This window comes from Peribacillus sp. NPDC076916, assembly GCF_050269675.1.
Classification (GTDB): Bacteria; Bacillota; Bacilli; order Bacillales; family DSM-1321; genus Peribacillus; species Peribacillus aracenensis.
Genome location: NZ_JBNNIU010000002.1, coordinates 222,030 through 237,296, shown reverse-complemented (window position 1 = coordinate 237,296; position 15,267 = coordinate 222,030). Strand labels below are relative to the sequence as shown.

19 protein-coding genes are annotated in these 15,267 nt (G+C 42.0%); 6 read left to right on the top strand and 13 right to left on the bottom strand.

The features are described 5' to 3' along the window. Positions 1 to 50 precede the first annotated feature (50 nt). A complete protein-coding gene (locus tag ACQKFG_RS06155; RefSeq protein WP_427557090.1) occupies positions 51 to 959 on the top strand; it encodes an aldo/keto reductase in 909 nt (302 codons plus the stop codon). Between the two features lie 47 nt (positions 960 to 1,006). Here ACQKFG_RS06155 and ACQKFG_RS06150 read toward each other — a convergent pair whose 3' ends face one another. Then, on the bottom strand, positions 1,007 to 1,129 hold the full coding sequence (locus tag ACQKFG_RS06150) for a hypothetical protein (RefSeq protein WP_286182241.1): 123 nt from the start codon (positions 1,127 to 1,129) through the stop codon (positions 1,007 to 1,009). A 108-nt stretch (positions 1,130 to 1,237) separates the two neighbouring features. On the opposite strand from ACQKFG_RS06150, the gene ACQKFG_RS06145 reads away from it, so the two are divergent. Continuing rightward, a complete protein-coding gene (locus tag ACQKFG_RS06145) occupies positions 1,238 to 1,663 on the top strand; it encodes an Ohr family peroxiredoxin (RefSeq protein ID WP_192205410.1) in 426 nt (141 codons plus the stop codon). A 45-nt stretch (positions 1,664 to 1,708) separates the two neighbouring features. Here the strand turns inward: ACQKFG_RS06145 and ACQKFG_RS06140 are convergent, their stop codons facing one another. Next, the gene (locus ACQKFG_RS06140) at positions 1,709 to 2,146 is read right to left on the bottom strand and encodes a MarR family winged helix-turn-helix transcriptional regulator (protein WP_192205411.1); all 438 of its coding nucleotides are present in this window, start codon (positions 2,144 to 2,146) and stop codon (positions 1,709 to 1,711) included. A gap of 159 nt (positions 2,147 to 2,305) precedes the next feature. Then, on the bottom strand, positions 2,306 to 2,566 hold the full coding sequence (locus ACQKFG_RS06135; protein ID WP_192205412.1) for a YqkE family protein: 261 nt from the start codon (positions 2,564 to 2,566) through the stop codon (positions 2,306 to 2,308). A gap of 130 nt (positions 2,567 to 2,696) precedes the next feature. On the opposite strand from ACQKFG_RS06135, the gene ACQKFG_RS06130 reads away from it, so the two are divergent. Then, entirely contained in the window at positions 2,697 to 3,596 is a 900-nt protein-coding gene (locus tag ACQKFG_RS06130; RefSeq protein WP_349728022.1) for an alpha/beta hydrolase, read from the top strand. A gap of 40 nt (positions 3,597 to 3,636) precedes the next feature. Here ACQKFG_RS06130 and ACQKFG_RS06125 read toward each other — a convergent pair whose 3' ends face one another. The 3 genes from ACQKFG_RS06125 to ACQKFG_RS06115 all read right to left on the bottom strand — a co-directional run bounded on the left by ACQKFG_RS06125 (position 3,637) and on the right by ACQKFG_RS06115 (position 5,787). Further along, positions 3,637 to 3,960, bottom strand: a complete 324-nt coding sequence (locus ACQKFG_RS06125) for an iron-sulfur cluster biosynthesis family protein (protein WP_349728021.1) — start codon at positions 3,958 to 3,960, stop codon at positions 3,637 to 3,639. A gap of 206 nt (positions 3,961 to 4,166) precedes the next feature. Beyond that, a complete protein-coding gene (locus ACQKFG_RS06120) occupies positions 4,167 to 4,499 on the bottom strand; it encodes a YolD-like family protein (RefSeq protein ID WP_192205415.1) in 333 nt (110 codons plus the stop codon). A 28-nt stretch (positions 4,500 to 4,527) separates the two neighbouring features. Next, a complete protein-coding gene (locus ACQKFG_RS06115; RefSeq protein WP_427557083.1) occupies positions 4,528 to 5,787 on the bottom strand; it encodes a DNA polymerase thumb domain-containing protein in 1,260 nt (419 codons plus the stop codon). Positions 5,788 to 6,198: 411 nt separating this feature from the next. On the opposite strand from ACQKFG_RS06115, the gene ACQKFG_RS06110 reads away from it, so the two are divergent. After that, on the top strand, positions 6,199 to 6,858 hold the full coding sequence (locus ACQKFG_RS06110; RefSeq protein WP_192205416.1) for a C40 family peptidase: 660 nt from the start codon (positions 6,199 to 6,201) through the stop codon (positions 6,856 to 6,858). Between the two features lie 80 nt (positions 6,859 to 6,938). On the opposite strand, the gene ACQKFG_RS06105 is transcribed toward ACQKFG_RS06110, so the two are convergent. From ACQKFG_RS06105 to ACQKFG_RS06095, 3 genes are all read right to left on the bottom strand, one after another. Continuing rightward, on the bottom strand, positions 6,939 to 7,466 hold the full coding sequence (locus ACQKFG_RS06105) for a DUF3221 domain-containing protein (RefSeq protein WP_427557079.1): 528 nt from the start codon (positions 7,464 to 7,466) through the stop codon (positions 6,939 to 6,941). 164 nt (positions 7,467 to 7,630) lie between these two features. Continuing rightward, positions 7,631 to 8,446, bottom strand: coding sequence for an SDR family NAD(P)-dependent oxidoreductase (locus ACQKFG_RS06100; RefSeq protein ID WP_427557076.1), 816 nt, complete (start codon positions 8,444 to 8,446; stop codon positions 7,631 to 7,633). After that, positions 8,446 to 9,414: an MBL fold metallo-hydrolase gene (locus ACQKFG_RS06095; RefSeq protein WP_192205419.1), complete on the bottom strand. Its 969-nt coding sequence runs from the start codon at positions 9,412 to 9,414 to the stop codon at positions 8,446 to 8,448. The genes ACQKFG_RS06100 and ACQKFG_RS06095 overlap by 1 nt, the downstream gene beginning before the upstream one ends. Before the next feature lie 511 nt (positions 9,415 to 9,925). On the opposite strand from ACQKFG_RS06095, the gene proC reads away from it, so the two are divergent. Beyond that, entirely contained in the window at positions 9,926 to 10,771 is an 846-nt protein-coding gene (gene proC, locus ACQKFG_RS06090; protein WP_192205420.1) for a pyrroline-5-carboxylate reductase, read from the top strand. A gap of 99 nt (positions 10,772 to 10,870) precedes the next feature. Here the strand turns inward: proC and ACQKFG_RS06085 are convergent, their stop codons facing one another. Further along, positions 10,871 to 11,302 (bottom strand): VOC family protein, encoded by a 432-nt coding sequence (locus ACQKFG_RS06085; protein WP_427557072.1) that lies wholly within the window; start codon positions 11,300 to 11,302, stop codon positions 10,871 to 10,873. A 288-nt stretch (positions 11,303 to 11,590) separates the two neighbouring features. Here ACQKFG_RS06085 and ACQKFG_RS06080 point away from each other — a divergent pair, with 288 nt between their 5' ends. Next, the gene (locus tag ACQKFG_RS06080) at positions 11,591 to 12,142 is read left to right on the top strand and encodes a MerR family transcriptional regulator (RefSeq protein ID WP_427557070.1); all 552 of its coding nucleotides are present in this window, start codon (positions 11,591 to 11,593) and stop codon (positions 12,140 to 12,142) included. Between the two features lie 160 nt (positions 12,143 to 12,302). Here the strand turns inward: ACQKFG_RS06080 and ACQKFG_RS06075 are convergent, their stop codons facing one another. From ACQKFG_RS06075 to ACQKFG_RS06065, 3 genes are read right to left on the bottom strand one after another with little or no spacing between them, the layout of a single operon-like run. Beyond that, entirely contained in the window at positions 12,303 to 13,097 is a 795-nt protein-coding gene (locus ACQKFG_RS06075) for an ABC transporter ATP-binding protein (protein WP_192205423.1), read from the bottom strand. After that, positions 13,072 to 14,103 (bottom strand): ABC transporter permease, encoded by a 1,032-nt coding sequence (locus tag ACQKFG_RS06070; protein WP_192205424.1) that lies wholly within the window; start codon positions 14,101 to 14,103, stop codon positions 13,072 to 13,074. Before ACQKFG_RS06070 ends, ACQKFG_RS06075 begins: the two co-directional genes overlap by 26 nt. A 33-nt stretch (positions 14,104 to 14,136) precedes the next feature. Continuing rightward, positions 14,137 to 15,132 (bottom strand): ABC transporter substrate binding protein, encoded by a 996-nt coding sequence (locus ACQKFG_RS06065; protein ID WP_427557067.1) that lies wholly within the window; start codon positions 15,130 to 15,132, stop codon positions 14,137 to 14,139. Positions 15,133 to 15,267: the final 135 nt, after the last annotated feature.

The window sequence follows — 15,267 nt, the reverse complement described above, 5'->3', positions numbered from 1 at the left end:
TTGAGTGAAATGGATTTCTCCTTTACAATGAAGTAAAGGGAGTGGATAACATGAAAAAACGCAGACTAGGAAATTCTGACTTGCTAGTTTCTGAAATCGGGCTCGGATGCATGTCATTGGGGACTGTTGAAAATCAGGCATCCGAAATCATACAGTCCGCTTTAGATGAAGGAATCAATTATTTTGATACGGCTGACTTATATGATTTCGGAATGAATGAAGAAATCGTCGGAAAGAATTTAAAATCGGTCCGCGATAAAGTATACATAGCCACCAAGGTCGGAAACCGCTGGAATGAAAATAAAGATTCCTGGAGCTGGGATCCATCTGGCGCCTATATTAAAACGGCAGTAAAAGATAGCTTAAAGCGATTGGGTACTGATTATATTGATCTTTATCAGTTACATGGCGGCACCATTTCAGACAATATCGGAGAAACGGTAGAAGCATTTGAAGATTTGAAAAAAGAAGGCTATATCCGATATTATGGCATTTCCTCGATTCGTCCGAATGTAATCAAGGAATTCACTGAAAAGTCTGAGCTTGATTCCGTGATGATGCAGTTTAATCTACTTGACCGCCGCCCAGAAGAGTGGCTGTCCCTTTTGGCCAACAAACAGATCAGCATTATCGCCCGTGGCCCCCTTGCCAAAGGGCTGCTCAGTGAAAAAATGCTTAAAAAGGCAAATGAGGATGGATATCTTGACTATAGCTATCACGAACTTAAAGATTTGCTTCCGCAAATAAAAGACAAACTTTCTGATAGGAAGTTGAATGAAACCGCACTTCAATATGTATTGTCACACCAAAGCGTCGCTACCGTTGTACCAGGAGCAAGCTCAGTACAGCAGCTCCGTGAGAACTGCCAGGCCGCTAACAGCCCTTCACTGTCCAAAACCGAGTTGGATATCTTGAAGCAGTTGACCAAAGCGAACAAATATGAAAGTCACCGGGAGTAAAAGAATAAAACTAAACTAATTGTTTCAAAGGAACGTCAGGACACCCTTTAGGCTGCACTATCTCCGTTTAACCAACGTGATAGGCAGCCTTTTTCCGTTCCTTCATTTTTTCGCCTTACTGCTTCTTTACCGCTTTCAAGTTCCCCATCATTCCAATCCTTCCAAACCAATTTAACTTCATACCAACATTTTTAATTTTTTCATTAGACATCCACAATTTAATGTTGTACAATTCAGTTGTGAACAATTAAAAATTAAGAAGATAGGGAGAAAAAATGATGACAAAAACATTATTTACAACGTCTGTAACAGTTGATGGCGGAAGAGAAGGAACGGCAATTTCTGCTGACGGCAACTTCACGGTTGATATTGCGATGCCTGGTACACCTAGGGCTAAACAGATGCCTGAAGCATCTAACCCGGAACAGCTTTTTGCAGCTGGATATGCTGCATGTTTTGATAGTGCTTTGCAATCAGTTGGTAAAATTGAACGCGTTTCTTTCGATTCCAAAGTCACCGCAAACGTCAGTCTTTTGATGGGTGAGATGCATCAGTACAGCTTGGCTGTAACTTTGGCCGTGAAGGGATCCGGGGTCGACAAGGAGACGTTCGAAACCCTTGTTCATAAAGCGCATCAAATGTGTCCTTATTCAAAAGCGATCAATGGCAATGTGGACGTCGCCTTTGAAATAGATGTAGATTGAAATCCGACAAAAAGACGCTTGGCATCACCAAGCGTCTTTTCTTTGCTAAAATTCCTGTAATGTTTTCAATAGTTGGAGCAGCGAAGCTTTTAAATCCTCAACCACCTTCTTATCATCACCCGACATTGCCGAAATGCGATCTGGAATGAAACAGGCCTCTTCCTGTAAACCAAGTCCCTTATCCGTCAACTTAATCATGACAGACCGTTCATCCTCAGACGAACGTTCACGGACAATCAAGCCATTCTGCTCCATTCGTTTCAACATGGGGGTAAGCGTTCCTGAGTCGAGGGCAAGGAGCTCCCCTAGTTTTTTTACTGTAAGTGTATCCTGTTCCCATAATAGAAGAAGAACAAGGTATTGAGGATATGTCACTTCGAGTTTATCAAGCAGCGGTTTATATTTCTTCGTCATTTCCCTTGAACTTGCATAAAGCAGGAAACATAATTGGTCTTCCAGTACTTTTTCTATTTTACTTTGCATCATATCACCAGCTAATTGTAGTCCATCCGATATGAAAGCATATCGAACTTATCTTTAATATAATCGTTATACTTTATAAAATAAAGGAATATCAGCAAGGAATGGTCTTTCTGAATGGAAAAAGGGAGCCAGCTCTCTTAATAAACCGCTCCCTGTTCTTCATTTATAGTTCTTCCAGTTCAGATTGCTTTCACCCAATAGTTCTTCGAATGATTTATTCTTCTCCCGACGCTTTCTTTCTTCGCGTTTTTTTTCTTCTTCCGCTGCCCGTTTTTCTTGTTCAGCCTCATTAAGTTCTTTTTGCTTTTGACGAAGCTGGGACATGATATCTTGATTGATCATATCACCGAGTTTCAATGAAGATGATTCTTTATCTTGGTTTTTGCTTTGATTTTGATTTCGCTGCTGTTTCTTTTTCACCCTTAAAACCTCCTGGCCATTTATGAAATTATTATATCACGACTGCCGTTTTCCTCGTCATGGTTTTCAAACAGTGTTTTCCCATTTCCCTCATGGTAAAATAAAGAAAATCAACTGAGGAGGACCTCTCATGAAGAAATGGTGGTTTACACTGGCTGGAATCCTATCGTATATCATCGGCGTTGGCATTTATTTTTCCAATCGGATCATGTACATGAAAAAGAAGGAAGATGATTTTATCCAGAATCGTGAAATCATGGCTAAACGCCTGATCACGGAGGATTTTGATAATCTGCCTAAAACGGAAATTTGGGTATCGTCACCATCCGGATATTCCTTGAAATGCTTGTTTATCGAACCGCATGATACTAATAAGTGGGTAGTCATTTCCCATGGTGTGACGGAGAACAAAGTCAATTCGATTAAGTACATGAATATTTTTCTTAAGCGAGGCTTCAATGCCATCATTTATGACCACCGCCGGCATGGGGACTCCGGGGGCAAGACGAGCAGTTATGGACATTATGAAAAATTCGACCTGAAGGCTGTAATCGATGAATTGAAAAGACGTAAAGGTCCCGACCTTCATATTGGCATTCATGGAGAATCCATGGGGGCTGTAACCCTGCTTTTATATGCCGGAATGCTTGAAGATGGTGCTGATTTTTACATTGCCGACTGTCCATTTTCAAATTTCGAGGATCAGATCAAACACCAGCTTAAACAAGTAGTCCCACTTCCCTCTTGGACCGTGTTTCCGCTTGGGCGTACGTTCATCAAACTCCGTGATGGATATTGGACAAATGAAGTGTCACCAATCGATTATATGAAAAATATCCGAAACCCCGTGCTCTTCATCCATAGTGAAAATGACAGTTTCATTCCCGCTTCCATGACAGCGGAATTATATGCAGCAAAAGAGGGCCCAAAGCAGCTGTACATCGCTAAAAAAGGGGCCCACGCTCAATCTTACAATGAAAATCCAAGAGAATATGAAGATCAAATCGATCAGTTTCTAAAACTTGTCTGAGAAGAAAAGAGAGGGAATCAAGATTCCCTCCTTGCTTCATTTAGATTTTATAAAAAAAGCTCATCCTCGGATTTAAGATTTGATTCGGACTTTTTAATTGAAAGCTGTTCGCTTCCGGAACAAAGTCTATTTTCATGACTTCATCAAGGAAAATCATTTTTGATTTCTCCACATATAGAGGAATCCCGTTTGTTTCCACTTTTTCGGTACCTTCTTCAGGTTCGTTGACCCACCATAGCGCGGTCACACCACTTACCACGCAGCCACAGCCATCAGTATCATATTTCAACTGTAAATATCCTTCTTGTTCCTGTACCTTATCGACTATTTTCTCAGCCGCTGTTTCCGTCCATTCAATATACATGATTGCACGCCTCCCGATGTCTTTCCTTTCCCCCATTATAAACGATAAAAACGCTTCTGTTAAAGAAACTGCCTGCTTCCTTTTGCAAGATCAGCCACACGAACACCGTGCTAGCAAATGCCGATTCTCTTACGCATCGTAATCCCTTTCATCACGATGCCGTTTCGAAAATGAAAGGCTGTCCCTTGGAACAGCCTTTCCGCTCATCATTCCGTTATCCTTACATCCGCTATATCGGAAAGCCTGATATAGTGAACCTGCTGAAATCGATCAACGATATGAAGTTTTTGGGTGGGTTCATTATAATAATGGATCCTGCCGATTAACAGCTGATACCGGTTTCCTTCATAATGTGCAATCGTAACATCCTTTCTTTCCTCCATCGCTTCCCCCATTACAGCATTCATTTCTTCCAGTTGCTGCTCATCCAGGATGCGCTTCGTTTCATAGCCATCCTCCACCACCCAATCCCGCAGCATCTTCACATGCTCCGGTAACATCATCGATGTCCATTTGATACGGCCGCGATCACGAATCATTCTTTTCCCACCCTTCAAAAAGTCACCCCTACGCCTTATGCCCACCAAGCAGCCTGCTTCGGTAAACGGCTGTACCCGCTTCCGTATACGAAACCGCACGCAATAACGATTTGGCTCCATATTTATGGCGAATTCGATCAACCGTGTAACTCAATTCCCGCTTCTTCCAGCGCGAAGCATCGAATAAAGTCAGCTGCATTTCGTTATCATCCACAATATTCGAGAGTCTGACCTCTATGCTCCGAACCGTTTTTTGCCTATAGTTCTCATGAAAAAGCTCCAGACAAACTTTATATAACTCCATCGTAATGTTGGTCGGCTCGCTAATCGAACGCGAACGATGGAAACCCCCGCCAAACTCATCCTTGCTGTAACCAATGCTTAGGCTCACCGTTCTTCCTGCCTTGCGATGGGTGCGTGCCCTTCTTCCAACTTCTTCGCAAATTTCCAGCATGACCTGCTTCACCTCATGCTCCTCCTTATAATCCCGCAGCAGGATTTGGCTTTTGCCGAAGCTTACCTGCCCTTCGATGATCGCTGCCCCCATATCGGATAAATCTATTCCCCACGCATGGTGGTAAAGCTGATTGCCCATAATCCCAAACTTCGCTTCAAGTAATTCAAGATCATAATTGGCAAGCTGCCCAACCGTAAATATCCCCATTCCATGAAGGGTTTTTTCAACGCGCCTGCCGATCCCCCACATTTCACGAAGCGGGGAAATCGGCCAAAGTTTGCTTGGCACATCCTCATACTTCCATTCGGCAATCCCTTTATGTTTGGCATCCAAATCAAGGCAAAGTTTTGCCATAAGCATGTTCGGTCCAATTCCAATTGCACAAGGGAGCTGTAATTCGCGTTCGATTTCATCCTTTATCTTTTCAGCTATCATCCGGGCATCTCCCCATAAAGAAGCGGCACCATCGACTTTCACAAAACTTTCGTCCACACTATATACGTGAATCGCTTCTTTGGGCACATAACGGTTGAACAAGCGGGTGATTTCCGTCGAAACCCTTAAATAGGTCGCCATTTTAGGTTCAACGACGACAATCCTCGGATCATTCGGGATCTCAAACATCCGCGACCCTGTCTTTATGCCAAATTCCTTCTTCATTTTTGGAGAAGCCGCGAGCACAATGCTCCCTGTCCTCTTCAAATCACCAACCACCGCCAGATAACAATCAAGCGGGTCCAGACCAAGCATGACTGCTGAACAGCTTGCATAAAAACTTTTCATATCGATACACATAATTGATTGTTTCGGCATCGTCCCATAATCCATCATTTCTTCACCCTAATAAGAATATACGTTCGCTTTTATTATATTCATAACTTTAACCGAATATACGTTCTTATTCAATGGAAGTTTTCATACAAATTTCTACTTTTTATTGTAATTTCCTTGAAAAATATAATTGACACTAAAAATGGATAAAATACCAAATTTAAACTCCGTATCCAAATTGTTTTTTTAAAAGAGAATCAATTAGTAGCTTGATTAATTTTTAATGAATCCATATACTCAGTTTTTTGAAATTCAAACACCCTTTTCAATAGACTTTCGTCCATTTATCATTTAGTCTTACTGCTCATTTTTTGTAATGAAACTGTAACCAAAATTATGTCTAATTGTCATAATGGTATTGTAGGATAATATTGTTAAGAATTATAGAGAGATAGAGAGGAAATGAAAATTATGAAGAAATGGATCGCTTCAGCTGCTGTTGCATCTGCCATGATGCTAACCCCACTGCAAGCCTCTGCAAATATTGGAGATCAAACCCTCAGACCCGGAATGACACATAGCGATGTCAAACAACTACAACAACTTTTAAAAACCAAAGGGTATTTCACATATACAGGTTCACTGACTACATATTACGGCACCTATTCTACATCTGCAGTAAAAAAATTCCAGAAAGCCAAGGGATTAACTGCCGATGGAATTGCCGGCCGGGGCACATTTAATGCGCTTGGTGTTTATAATGTCAATAATACAAGCCTGATAAGCTATGCAAAAACCTTAATCGGCAAACCTTACAAATGGGGCGGGACGACACCGACTGGATTCGACTGCTCAGGCTTCGTCTATTATGTATTCCAGAAATCGCAAGGAATTACCTTACCGCGTACAACATCATTACTCTATTCCAATACAGGTTTAAAAGTATCTTCACCAGCTAAGGGTGATCTTGTATTCTTTGATACTTCTTCTGGAAGAACAGGTGTATCCCATGTTGGAATATATATCGGAAATGGTCAATTCATTAGTGCTACGTCTTCTAAAGGAGTAACCATCACGGATATGGATAATACTTATTGGAAACCAAAATATTTAGGTGCGAAAACTTTATAAAATCAGGACAAGAGCTCATCCTTGTGAGTGAAATCCAATAAAACAACCGGACAGATTCCAAGTGATTCAGTCCGGTTGTTTTATTTTATATATAATATTTCATCCGTTAAATCCTCTACTGTCACCATGAATGAAGAGTCTAAGTTAGAACGATTCATCATTTCGATATTATAAACATGCTCCGAGGGTAAATGGACGACTTCGAGAACCATGAATCGCTGACTTTCCGCTTTGCTGACATGATTGAGGGCAGCAGTGACTGCCCTTTGTTCAGCTAAGCTTTTTTCATCCGTCAAAACAAGAATCAATTCCGCTTCCGCTTTCCCAGGAAATGATTTCTTCACCCCGCCCCGGTGCCATGGTTTCACTTTCATCCCGATTTCCAGCTCGGAATAATCGAGGGCATTACCATGTTGATCTTGAATATATGTATCATTGGTCACCTTATAGTACGTTCCTTTAATCAAAATCCTTTTATCGTCAAGATCCGTAATGAAACCTTCTTCCCCCTTATCAATGACTTCATCCATGTTCCAATCAGGGGATTGGCAGCTGCCCAGAATAAAAGCAACGAATATAGAGATATAAAGGTTCACTATCATCTTCATACAAATCCCTCCTAATAGAAATAGACGGCTTCTCCCTGAAATAGTTACCAATTATTTATTTAATATAGACAACTTCGGTCATTTCCAAAAGGGGAATGTCATCGACATTCCCCTTTGCCTATTATTAGACCAACTTTCAACTTTACCGGTATCGAAAGTTTAGCCTACTTTTTAAAAAATGCTTTTTTCCCTAATGTTTCGGTGATCTTCGGAAACATGTTATACCATTTCCCAGCTAAATTCATCCAGCCAGGGAGATTGATTTCCCTCTTATTGGTCAGCATCGCCGCTACGATTTTGGCAGCGACATCTCCAGGCTTAAGCATGAATTTTTCAACATTCTTTAAGTATGTACCTGATTCATCCGCAATGTTAAAGAAATTCGTTTCTATGGGTCCAGGATTGACGGTGGTCACAAAAACATGATCGTCCATCAGCTCGAGCCGAAGTGCGTTTGAATAGCCAAGAACCGCGAACTTGGTCGAAGAGTACAATGTTGATTTAGGAGTGGCGATTTTACCGGCCTGTGAAGCTATGTTGATGATATGCCCCGCTTTTCTCAGTTTCATATACGGAAGAACCAGCTTTGTGCAGGCCATCAATCCAATGACGTTGACAGCAAACATTGCTTTCGTTTCATTTAACTCCGTATCCTGTGCTTCTTTAAACGTGCCGAAACCAGCATTGTTGACCAACACATCCACTTCTCCTATTTGCGCATGGATGTCATTAAATACATTTGTCACCTGATCAGTATCTGCAACATCAAGCTTATAGGCATATGCATCAATCCCATATTGGGTGATCAGTTCATTCTTTAGCTGCAGTAATTTATCCAGGCTTCTGGCCAAGAGGACGAGACAGGCTCCCTGCTTTGCACTTTGAATGGCAACTTCCTTGCCAATCCCTCCGGAAGCACCGGTAATAACAATGACTTTGCCTTGCAACTTATTCAAAAAAATGAGCCTCCTTGCGAACATTAAGCGATTGAATACAGAATGACCCCTGATTGGATTTCTGTTTCGACTTCACCCAAGTCTTCTAAATAGTCCAGCTGACCGACCGTTTCCGAAAGTGTCAGGCCCACTTCCTGAAGGTATACTTTCGGAAAAAGCTGCTGACAAACTTCAAAGGCCGATAAAGGCCGATCTTGAAGCATGTTTTTCACCTGCATGGCACGGTTATGCTGCCGCTCGAATCGATACTGAATCAAGTCGGCAACCGCCTCTCCTTCCACTTCAGATCCATGTCCGGAGTAAACAGTGGAGATGGAAAGATCCAATAATTTCTGAAGTGATGCATTATATTGCAGTAAAGGACGAGGCCTCATGCCTCCGGGAAGTAAAGGTGGTTCCATTAATGGATTAGGTGAGATCTTGGCAAGCAAGTGATCGCCTGCGATCATGACACCGTCACTTTCCCGGTAAAAGGATAAATGACTTTGAGCATGCCCAGGAGTCTCGATCACTTTCCAGCCTGGAAGACCGGGGAGCTCATCTCCCTCAGCCAAATATCCATGAAGCTTCCGTTCACTAAGGAAACTGATTTCGTCGCGGTTATGGGTCAGTTCATTTTTCAGCTCTTCTGCCACTCCGAACTTTGTGGCATAATCAAGGAAAAAACGATTATGGGTTTCAAGGAATTCATCACTGATAGTCAACCAGCGCTGATTATTTTTGTGTCCATAAACCGGGATTTCCTTTTCAAAGAAATCGAGTGCACCAGCATGATCAGGATGATGATGGGTTAAAATGATTTGTTCGATATCAGTCAGTTTCAGACCCAAATCCCCAAGCCCTTTAGTCAGGGCTTCCTTTGATCGTTTTGTTTTCACTCCCGTATCGATTAACGTTAAAGCATCCCCTTTAACAACATAAACATTCACATCACCCACTGCAAACGGCGTGGGCAAAGCAAGTTTTGCAATATCTCCATTCCAATTCGCCATTATCTTATCCACCTTAGAAAATTATATTTATATAAATCTTTTTATACGCTAAACAGAATTCCTAGTATACTTATCATGTATAATTACCATTTTACATGTATTTTAAATCACTGTCATTATTTTCACATAATTCATGTCTACTTTTTGTCGTCCTTGCATATATTATCATTGACAGAGTACTGATATATCCTTCATAATCACAAGTAATTAAAGACGGCGTGGCATTGATTAAGGCCAAGTAAATTTATGATGGCGTAAAGAGAGTGAAGCTCGGAATGTGCTGAAAGGCTTCACCGCCCCCTCATTATTGAACCTACCTTATGAGCCTTCAGGAAAACCTGACGTAATTCCCGCGTTAGAGGATTCAAGTGCAGCTTTTCTGTTTATTCGTTATGGAAAAGTTGAACAAAGGTGGTACCACGGAAGCTAGACCTTTCGTCCTTTATTGGATGAGGGGTCTTTTTGTTTTTCAAAAAAGGCCGAAAATACAAAAGAAAAAGGAGCGGGAAATATGGAAAAAATCGCGTTTATCGGAGCTGGATCGATGGCAGAAGCAATCATTTCAGGGCTGGTGACCCAACAGGTGATCGAACCAGCAAATATTTTTGTTACAAATAAATCAAATGATGATCGGTTCGATTATTTAAAGAACCAATATGGTGTTACTGCCACAAGGTCGCTGCAGGAATTAGTACAGGATGCAAGCCTTGTCGTCCTGGCGGTGAAACCGAAAGACATTTTAGAAACGATGCAATCAATAAAAGAATACATCCGTGAGGAAATGCTGTTCATTTCCGTTGTTGCCGGGGTTCATACAACAAGCTTGGAAGGAATCGCCAACAAGCGGTTCTCGATCGTCCGTGCCATGCCTAATACATCGGCAGCCGTAGGAAAATCAGCAACGGCCCTTGCGGCTAACGGTCATACGAAAGACTCGCAATTACAAACTGCGATTACCCTTTTTGAAACGGTAGGTACGGTGGCAGTCGTAGACGAAACCCAGCTAGATGCGGTAACAGGCTTATCAGGCAGCGGCCCTGCTTATATTTATTACTTGGTAGAGGCATTGGAAAAATCGGCAGAAAAAATAGGTCTCGATTCCGAAACCGCCAAGCAATTGATTCTGCAGACACTGATGGGTGCGGCCGATATGTTACAGAAATCACCTAAAACGCCTGCCGTACTAAGAAAGGAAGTAACTTCACCAGGCGGAACGACTGAAGCAGGTCTGAAAGCACTTCAAGCACATCAAGTGGAAGAAGCATTCATTGCCTGTGTACAAGAAGCGACAGAGCAATCGAAGCGAATGGGTAATCAAATAAGTAAAGAACTAGCCAAATATGTAGTTTCGCAGTAAGACGCATGATGATGATCAGCTGTTGCCTGGCCACTCCTACAGCAGTGGCCAGGCAACAGCCCTTTATAAGATCGTGGCATCTTATAAAGGGTAACAGCGTTACTTTATAATCAGCATATCATTTTCATCGAAACTCCAATCCTTCGAATACGCAACCTCCCAATAGTAACCGTCGGGGTCTGAAAAATATCCGCTGTATCCTCCCCAAACAACATCCTGAGGTGATTTTTCGATTGTTCCCCCAGCCTTTCCAGCATTGTTGATCACATCATCCACTTCTTCAATTGATTTAGCATTATAAGCGAGCGTAAGACCCGGGAACCCCTTTTTCTTAGGCGGTTCTTTCTCGTTGATGTCTTTTACTAGCTCCTCTAAAGGATACAAAGCAAGTTTCGTTCCGGCATTATTAAAAAATACGATTGCGGGTTCGCCCTCTTTAATCGATGTACGGAATCCCAATCCGTCCCGGTAAAACCTCAATGATTCAGTAATATCCCTGACACCTAAAGTGATAATGTTGATCCTGTTCATACTAGTCCTCCTTTTTCCATGTTTTAAGGGTAAATTCGACACCTGGATCACTTTTCCCTTTATAGCTTGATTGATCATCAGCCACACCATCACAAATGCTTCTTAAAGTTTCTAAAAATGCTCAACATTTGCATAAGGATCAATCCAAGGGGAAATTCCATCTTGAATTGATCCTTATGCAAATTACGTAGGAATTTCACTTTCTTTGCCGAATGAATACATGTTTTGTCATCTGTAAAGGAATTCCCTCATACTTATCGAATTCAACAACCAAAAGGGGGAATCTCGATGAATACAAGTGCAGTTGCCCGGTTACTGAATGTTTCCCATAGTACGATTCAACGCTGGGTCACCCAATTGAACATGGAAGTAGAACGGAATCAGCTTGGCCACTACCAGTTTTCGGATGAAGACATTGCATTATTGAGAAAAATCCAAGATCAACTGAACGAAGGCATCATTCTCCAAAAGGTCAGCATCTCAGAGAAAAAAATTAGAAAAGCAAGCATCCAGAAACACTCCGAACCGGATAAAGAACATGATCAACTGCTAGAACGGGTCACCCGGCTTGAAAATGGTCTGAAAACAAAAGCGGACGATGTTGTATCCTATCAGCTTTTACAACACAGAAGTGAAATGGAAGACATGCACAAACTCGTTAAGAAACTCGAAGCCCGTATCGAAGCGTTAGAAACACCAATGGGTCAGCCGTTTGATTATTTACTCGCGGCTGAAGAGGCTGCTGCCACTAAAAAGACAAAGAAAAGGCCATTTATAAAAATGATTTTTGGAAACAGAAAGAATGATAGTTCATCATGGAGTACAGCCGACAGCGATTAACATCGATTATCATTCAAGATGAATCATGAGCACCCCACGATAGCCATTTTTCTCATGCCAGGCATTTCTTCAGTAATAGGACCTGATCTAATTAATCACCCCAAAAATAAAAAGGCCCGGCCAAGGTTTAAGTCTCACCTGGGTCGGGCCTTTTCTCATCTTAAATCAACACTGCACGGTCATTGAGCATTTTTTCACCTTTGATGCGCTGGAATTCGTTAAGCAGTTTTTCAACGGTAAGCTTCTGCTTTTCAGCACCTCTTGCTTCAAAAATGATTTGTCCTTTATCCATCATGATCAAGGAATTTCCAAGATCGATTGCCTGCTGCATATTGTGAGTCACCATCAACGTCGTTAGCTTGTTCTTTTCGACGATTTCCTTCGTCAGATTTGTAACAAGCTCTGCCCTGGAAGGGTCGAGAGCGGCTGTATGTTCATCAAGAAGCAGGATTTTAGGATCGGTGAAGGTCGCCATCAACAATGATAATGCCTGGCGCTCCCCTCCTGATAATAATCCCACTTTTGCAGTCATCCGATTTTCCAGGCCCAAATGAAGGGTACCCAAACATTCTTTAAAAAGTTCTTTCCGTTTTTTTGTCACCCCGAAGCCTAATCCTCTTCTATTGGTTCTGCCATAAGCGATCGCCATATTTTCTTCAATCGTCATATGTGGTGCAGTACCAAGCATGGGATCCTGAAAAACGCGGCCAATCATTTTGGCACGGGCATGTTCTTCAATGGCCGATACATTTTCCCCATCAATGATGACTTCACCGGCATCAGGGAGAATTTTGCCGGATATCATGTTCATCAGCGTCGATTTACCTGCCCCATTACTCCCGATGACTGTAATAAATTCGCCTTTTGCCATCTGCAGTTCCAGATTCCCAAGGGCTAGCTTTTCATCTGGTGTCCCTTCATTGAAGACCTTATAAATCTGATTTAACTGAAGCATATCCTTCTCCCCCTTTCGATAAAGTCCCACCATGGCGCATCTGTATTTCTTTTAGACGCCTTTTCTTTCGGCTTTTCTCTTTTTGTTTATCGGTAATTTTCGGAATGACAAGTGCCCCTACCACAATAAGTGCCGTAATTAATTTAACATCGCCTGTTTCAAGAAATTCTACGCGAAGTGCCAAAGTTACGACGATTCGGTAAATGATCGCTCCTCCAATGACCGCAAGGGTCGCACGTGCAATCGTTTTGGAGCCAAATAATGCTTCGCCAATTATAACGGATGCCAATCCGATGACGATGATTCCAATCCCCATGCCAATATCGCTAAACCCATTATATTGGGCAACCAAGGAACCCGAGAAAGCCACAAGTGCATTTCCAATCGCAAGGCCCAGGATCTTCATGTTTCCTGTATGGGCGGAAAAACTCTTGACCATCGCTTCATTATCACCCGTTGCCCGTAAAGCTAGACCGATTTCCGTTTTTAAAAAAGCTGACATCCCAGCTTGAATGATTAAAGCCACAATCAACATAACAATTAGTATGGCCCACGTTTTTGGCAAGCTATCACCAAGGCCCACGATCGATAAAAGACCATTCAACATATTGTCCAGGCCAGTGCCAGCCCAGGCATCCTGGATATTCGTGATAATGGTCGTTTGAGAAAGCAACGGAATGTTGGATGCACCCATGATCCTTAAATTGATGGAATAGAGGGCAATCATCATTAAGATACCTGCCAGAAGTGGATTGATTTTTCCTTTCGTATGCAGGAATCCCGTTATTGTCCCAGCAATGAAACCTGCCACCATGGCACAAAACGTGGCCATGGCTGGCGAGAAACCGTTAACGATCATAATGGCGGCCACAGAGGCACCTGTCACAAAGCTGCCTTCCACAGTCATATCCGGGAAGTCGAGAATCCTGAATGTTAAATAAACACCTAGTGCCATAATCGCATAAATCATTCCCGACTCAAAAGAGTTGAATAAAGCTGAGAACATTTTTTTTCTTCCTTCCCCGAACAAAAGCAGAGTTTATTTTACAAACTCAGCATCTGCTTTCCATTCTTCTTTTATTTCAACACCCATATCTTTTGCTGCCTTTTCATTGATGACCAATTTCAGTTTTTGTGGATATTGAACTGCAATATCTCCAGGCTTTTTGCCATCCTTCAAGATTTCAACCGCTTTTTGCCCCGCTTCATAACCAATATCATAGTAACTGAATCCATATGCTGCAAAACCACCAGCATTCACGGAATCAAGCTCACCAACAAACAATGGAATATCTTTATCATTTGCCACCGAAATGACCGATTCCAGTGCTGAGACAACGGTATTATCAGTAATGATATAGAAAGCATCGGCTTTTCCGATTAATGATTCCGTTGCCTGTTTAACCTCGGCTGAAGTGGACACGGATGCTTCCACGACTTTCAAGCCCGCTTTTTTCGCTTCCGCTTTCACGTTTTTTATTTGGACGACGGAGTTTTGCTCCCCTGTATTATAAACGGTCCCAATTGTCTTGGCGCCAAGTTCTTCTGCCAGGAATTTCATTGATTTGGCAATGGCTTCAGGATGGGAATCCGTCGTACCCGTCACATTTCCGCCTGGCTTATCCAAAGATGTAACGAGCTCCGCCGCTACAGGATCGGTAACCGATGTAAAAACGATTGGTATATCCTTTGTCGCATTCAAAGCGCTAAGAGCACTAGGAGTAGAATTGGCAAAGATTAAATCCACTTTATCCCCAACAAAGTTATTGGCAATCGTTTGACTATTATTTTGGTCACCCTGTGCAATTTGAAGATCATATTTGGCATTGATGTCACTATCCTTTAATGCCGCCTGGAATCCTTCATAGGCCTGGTCCAGGGAATCATGCTGAACGATTTGTGTTACTCCAATGTTGAAGGTATCCTTTTTGCTTTCATCCGTTGCCGTATCTTTTTCCTTGTCATTTCCACACCCAGCCAATAATAATCCTGCGACCAATGTCATAGCTGCAGTTGAATATAATTTCTTTTTCATATTTTCCCCCCGCTTTTCTCTTATTTAAGATTAGGTTTTTTCTAGCGACGTCAACTTTTTCGCTTTTATTTCCTAAATTATAATCGTTTAGTCCCAATTATTCCAATATATTTTTTAACTTTTTAGAATTTTTTG

Bases quoted from the DNA above. Each gene is read 5' to 3' on its own strand.
- ACQKFG_RS06155 (WP_427557090.1), top strand. From the start codon at position 51: ATGAAAAAACGCAGACTAGGAAATTCTGACTTGCTAGTTTCTGAAATC.
- proC (WP_192205420.1), top strand. From the start codon at position 9,926: ATGGAAAAAATCGCGTTTATCGGAGCTGGATCGATGGCAGAAGCAATC.
- ACQKFG_RS06075 (WP_192205423.1), bottom strand. From the start codon at position 13,097: ATGCTTCAGTTAAATCAGATTTATAAGGTCTTCAATGAAGGGACACCA.
- ACQKFG_RS06115 (WP_427557083.1), bottom strand. From the start codon at position 5,787: ATGATGGATTATGGGACGATGCCGAAACAATCAATTATGTGTATCGAT.
- ACQKFG_RS06130 (WP_349728022.1), top strand. From the start codon at position 2,697: ATGAAGAAATGGTGGTTTACACTGGCTGGAATCCTATCGTATATCATC.
- ACQKFG_RS06085 (WP_427557072.1), bottom strand. From the start codon at position 11,302: ATGAACAGGATCAACATTATCACTTTAGGTGTCAGGGATATTACTGAA.
- ACQKFG_RS06095 (WP_192205419.1), bottom strand. From the start codon at position 9,414: ATGGCGAATTGGAATGGAGATATTGCAAAACTTGCTTTGCCCACGCCG.
- ACQKFG_RS06140 (WP_192205411.1), bottom strand. From the start codon at position 2,146: ATGCAAAGTAAAATAGAAAAAGTACTGGAAGACCAATTATGTTTCCTG.
- ACQKFG_RS06070 (WP_192205424.1), bottom strand. From the start codon at position 14,103: ATGTTCTCAGCTTTATTCAACTCTTTTGAGTCGGGAATGATTTATGCG.
- ACQKFG_RS06105 (WP_427557079.1), bottom strand. From the start codon at position 7,466: ATGAAGATGATAGTGAACCTTTATATCTCTATATTCGTTGCTTTTATT.
- ACQKFG_RS06120 (WP_192205415.1), bottom strand. From the start codon at position 4,499: ATGATTCGTGATCGCGGCCGTATCAAATGGACATCGATGATGTTACCG.
- ACQKFG_RS06125 (WP_349728021.1), bottom strand. From the start codon at position 3,960: ATGTATATTGAATGGACGGAAACAGCGGCTGAGAAAATAGTCGATAAG.
- ACQKFG_RS06110 (WP_192205416.1), top strand. From the start codon at position 6,199: ATGAAGAAATGGATCGCTTCAGCTGCTGTTGCATCTGCCATGATGCTA.
- ACQKFG_RS06065 (WP_427557067.1), bottom strand. From the start codon at position 15,132: ATGAAAAAGAAATTATATTCAACTGCAGCTATGACATTGGTCGCAGGA.
- ACQKFG_RS06145 (WP_192205410.1), top strand. From the start codon at position 1,238: ATGACAAAAACATTATTTACAACGTCTGTAACAGTTGATGGCGGAAGA.
- ACQKFG_RS06080 (WP_427557070.1), top strand. From the start codon at position 11,591: ATGAATACAAGTGCAGTTGCCCGGTTACTGAATGTTTCCCATAGTACG.
- ACQKFG_RS06100 (WP_427557076.1), bottom strand. From the start codon at position 8,446: ATGTTCGCAAGGAGGCTCATTTTTTTGAATAAGTTGCAAGGCAAAGTC.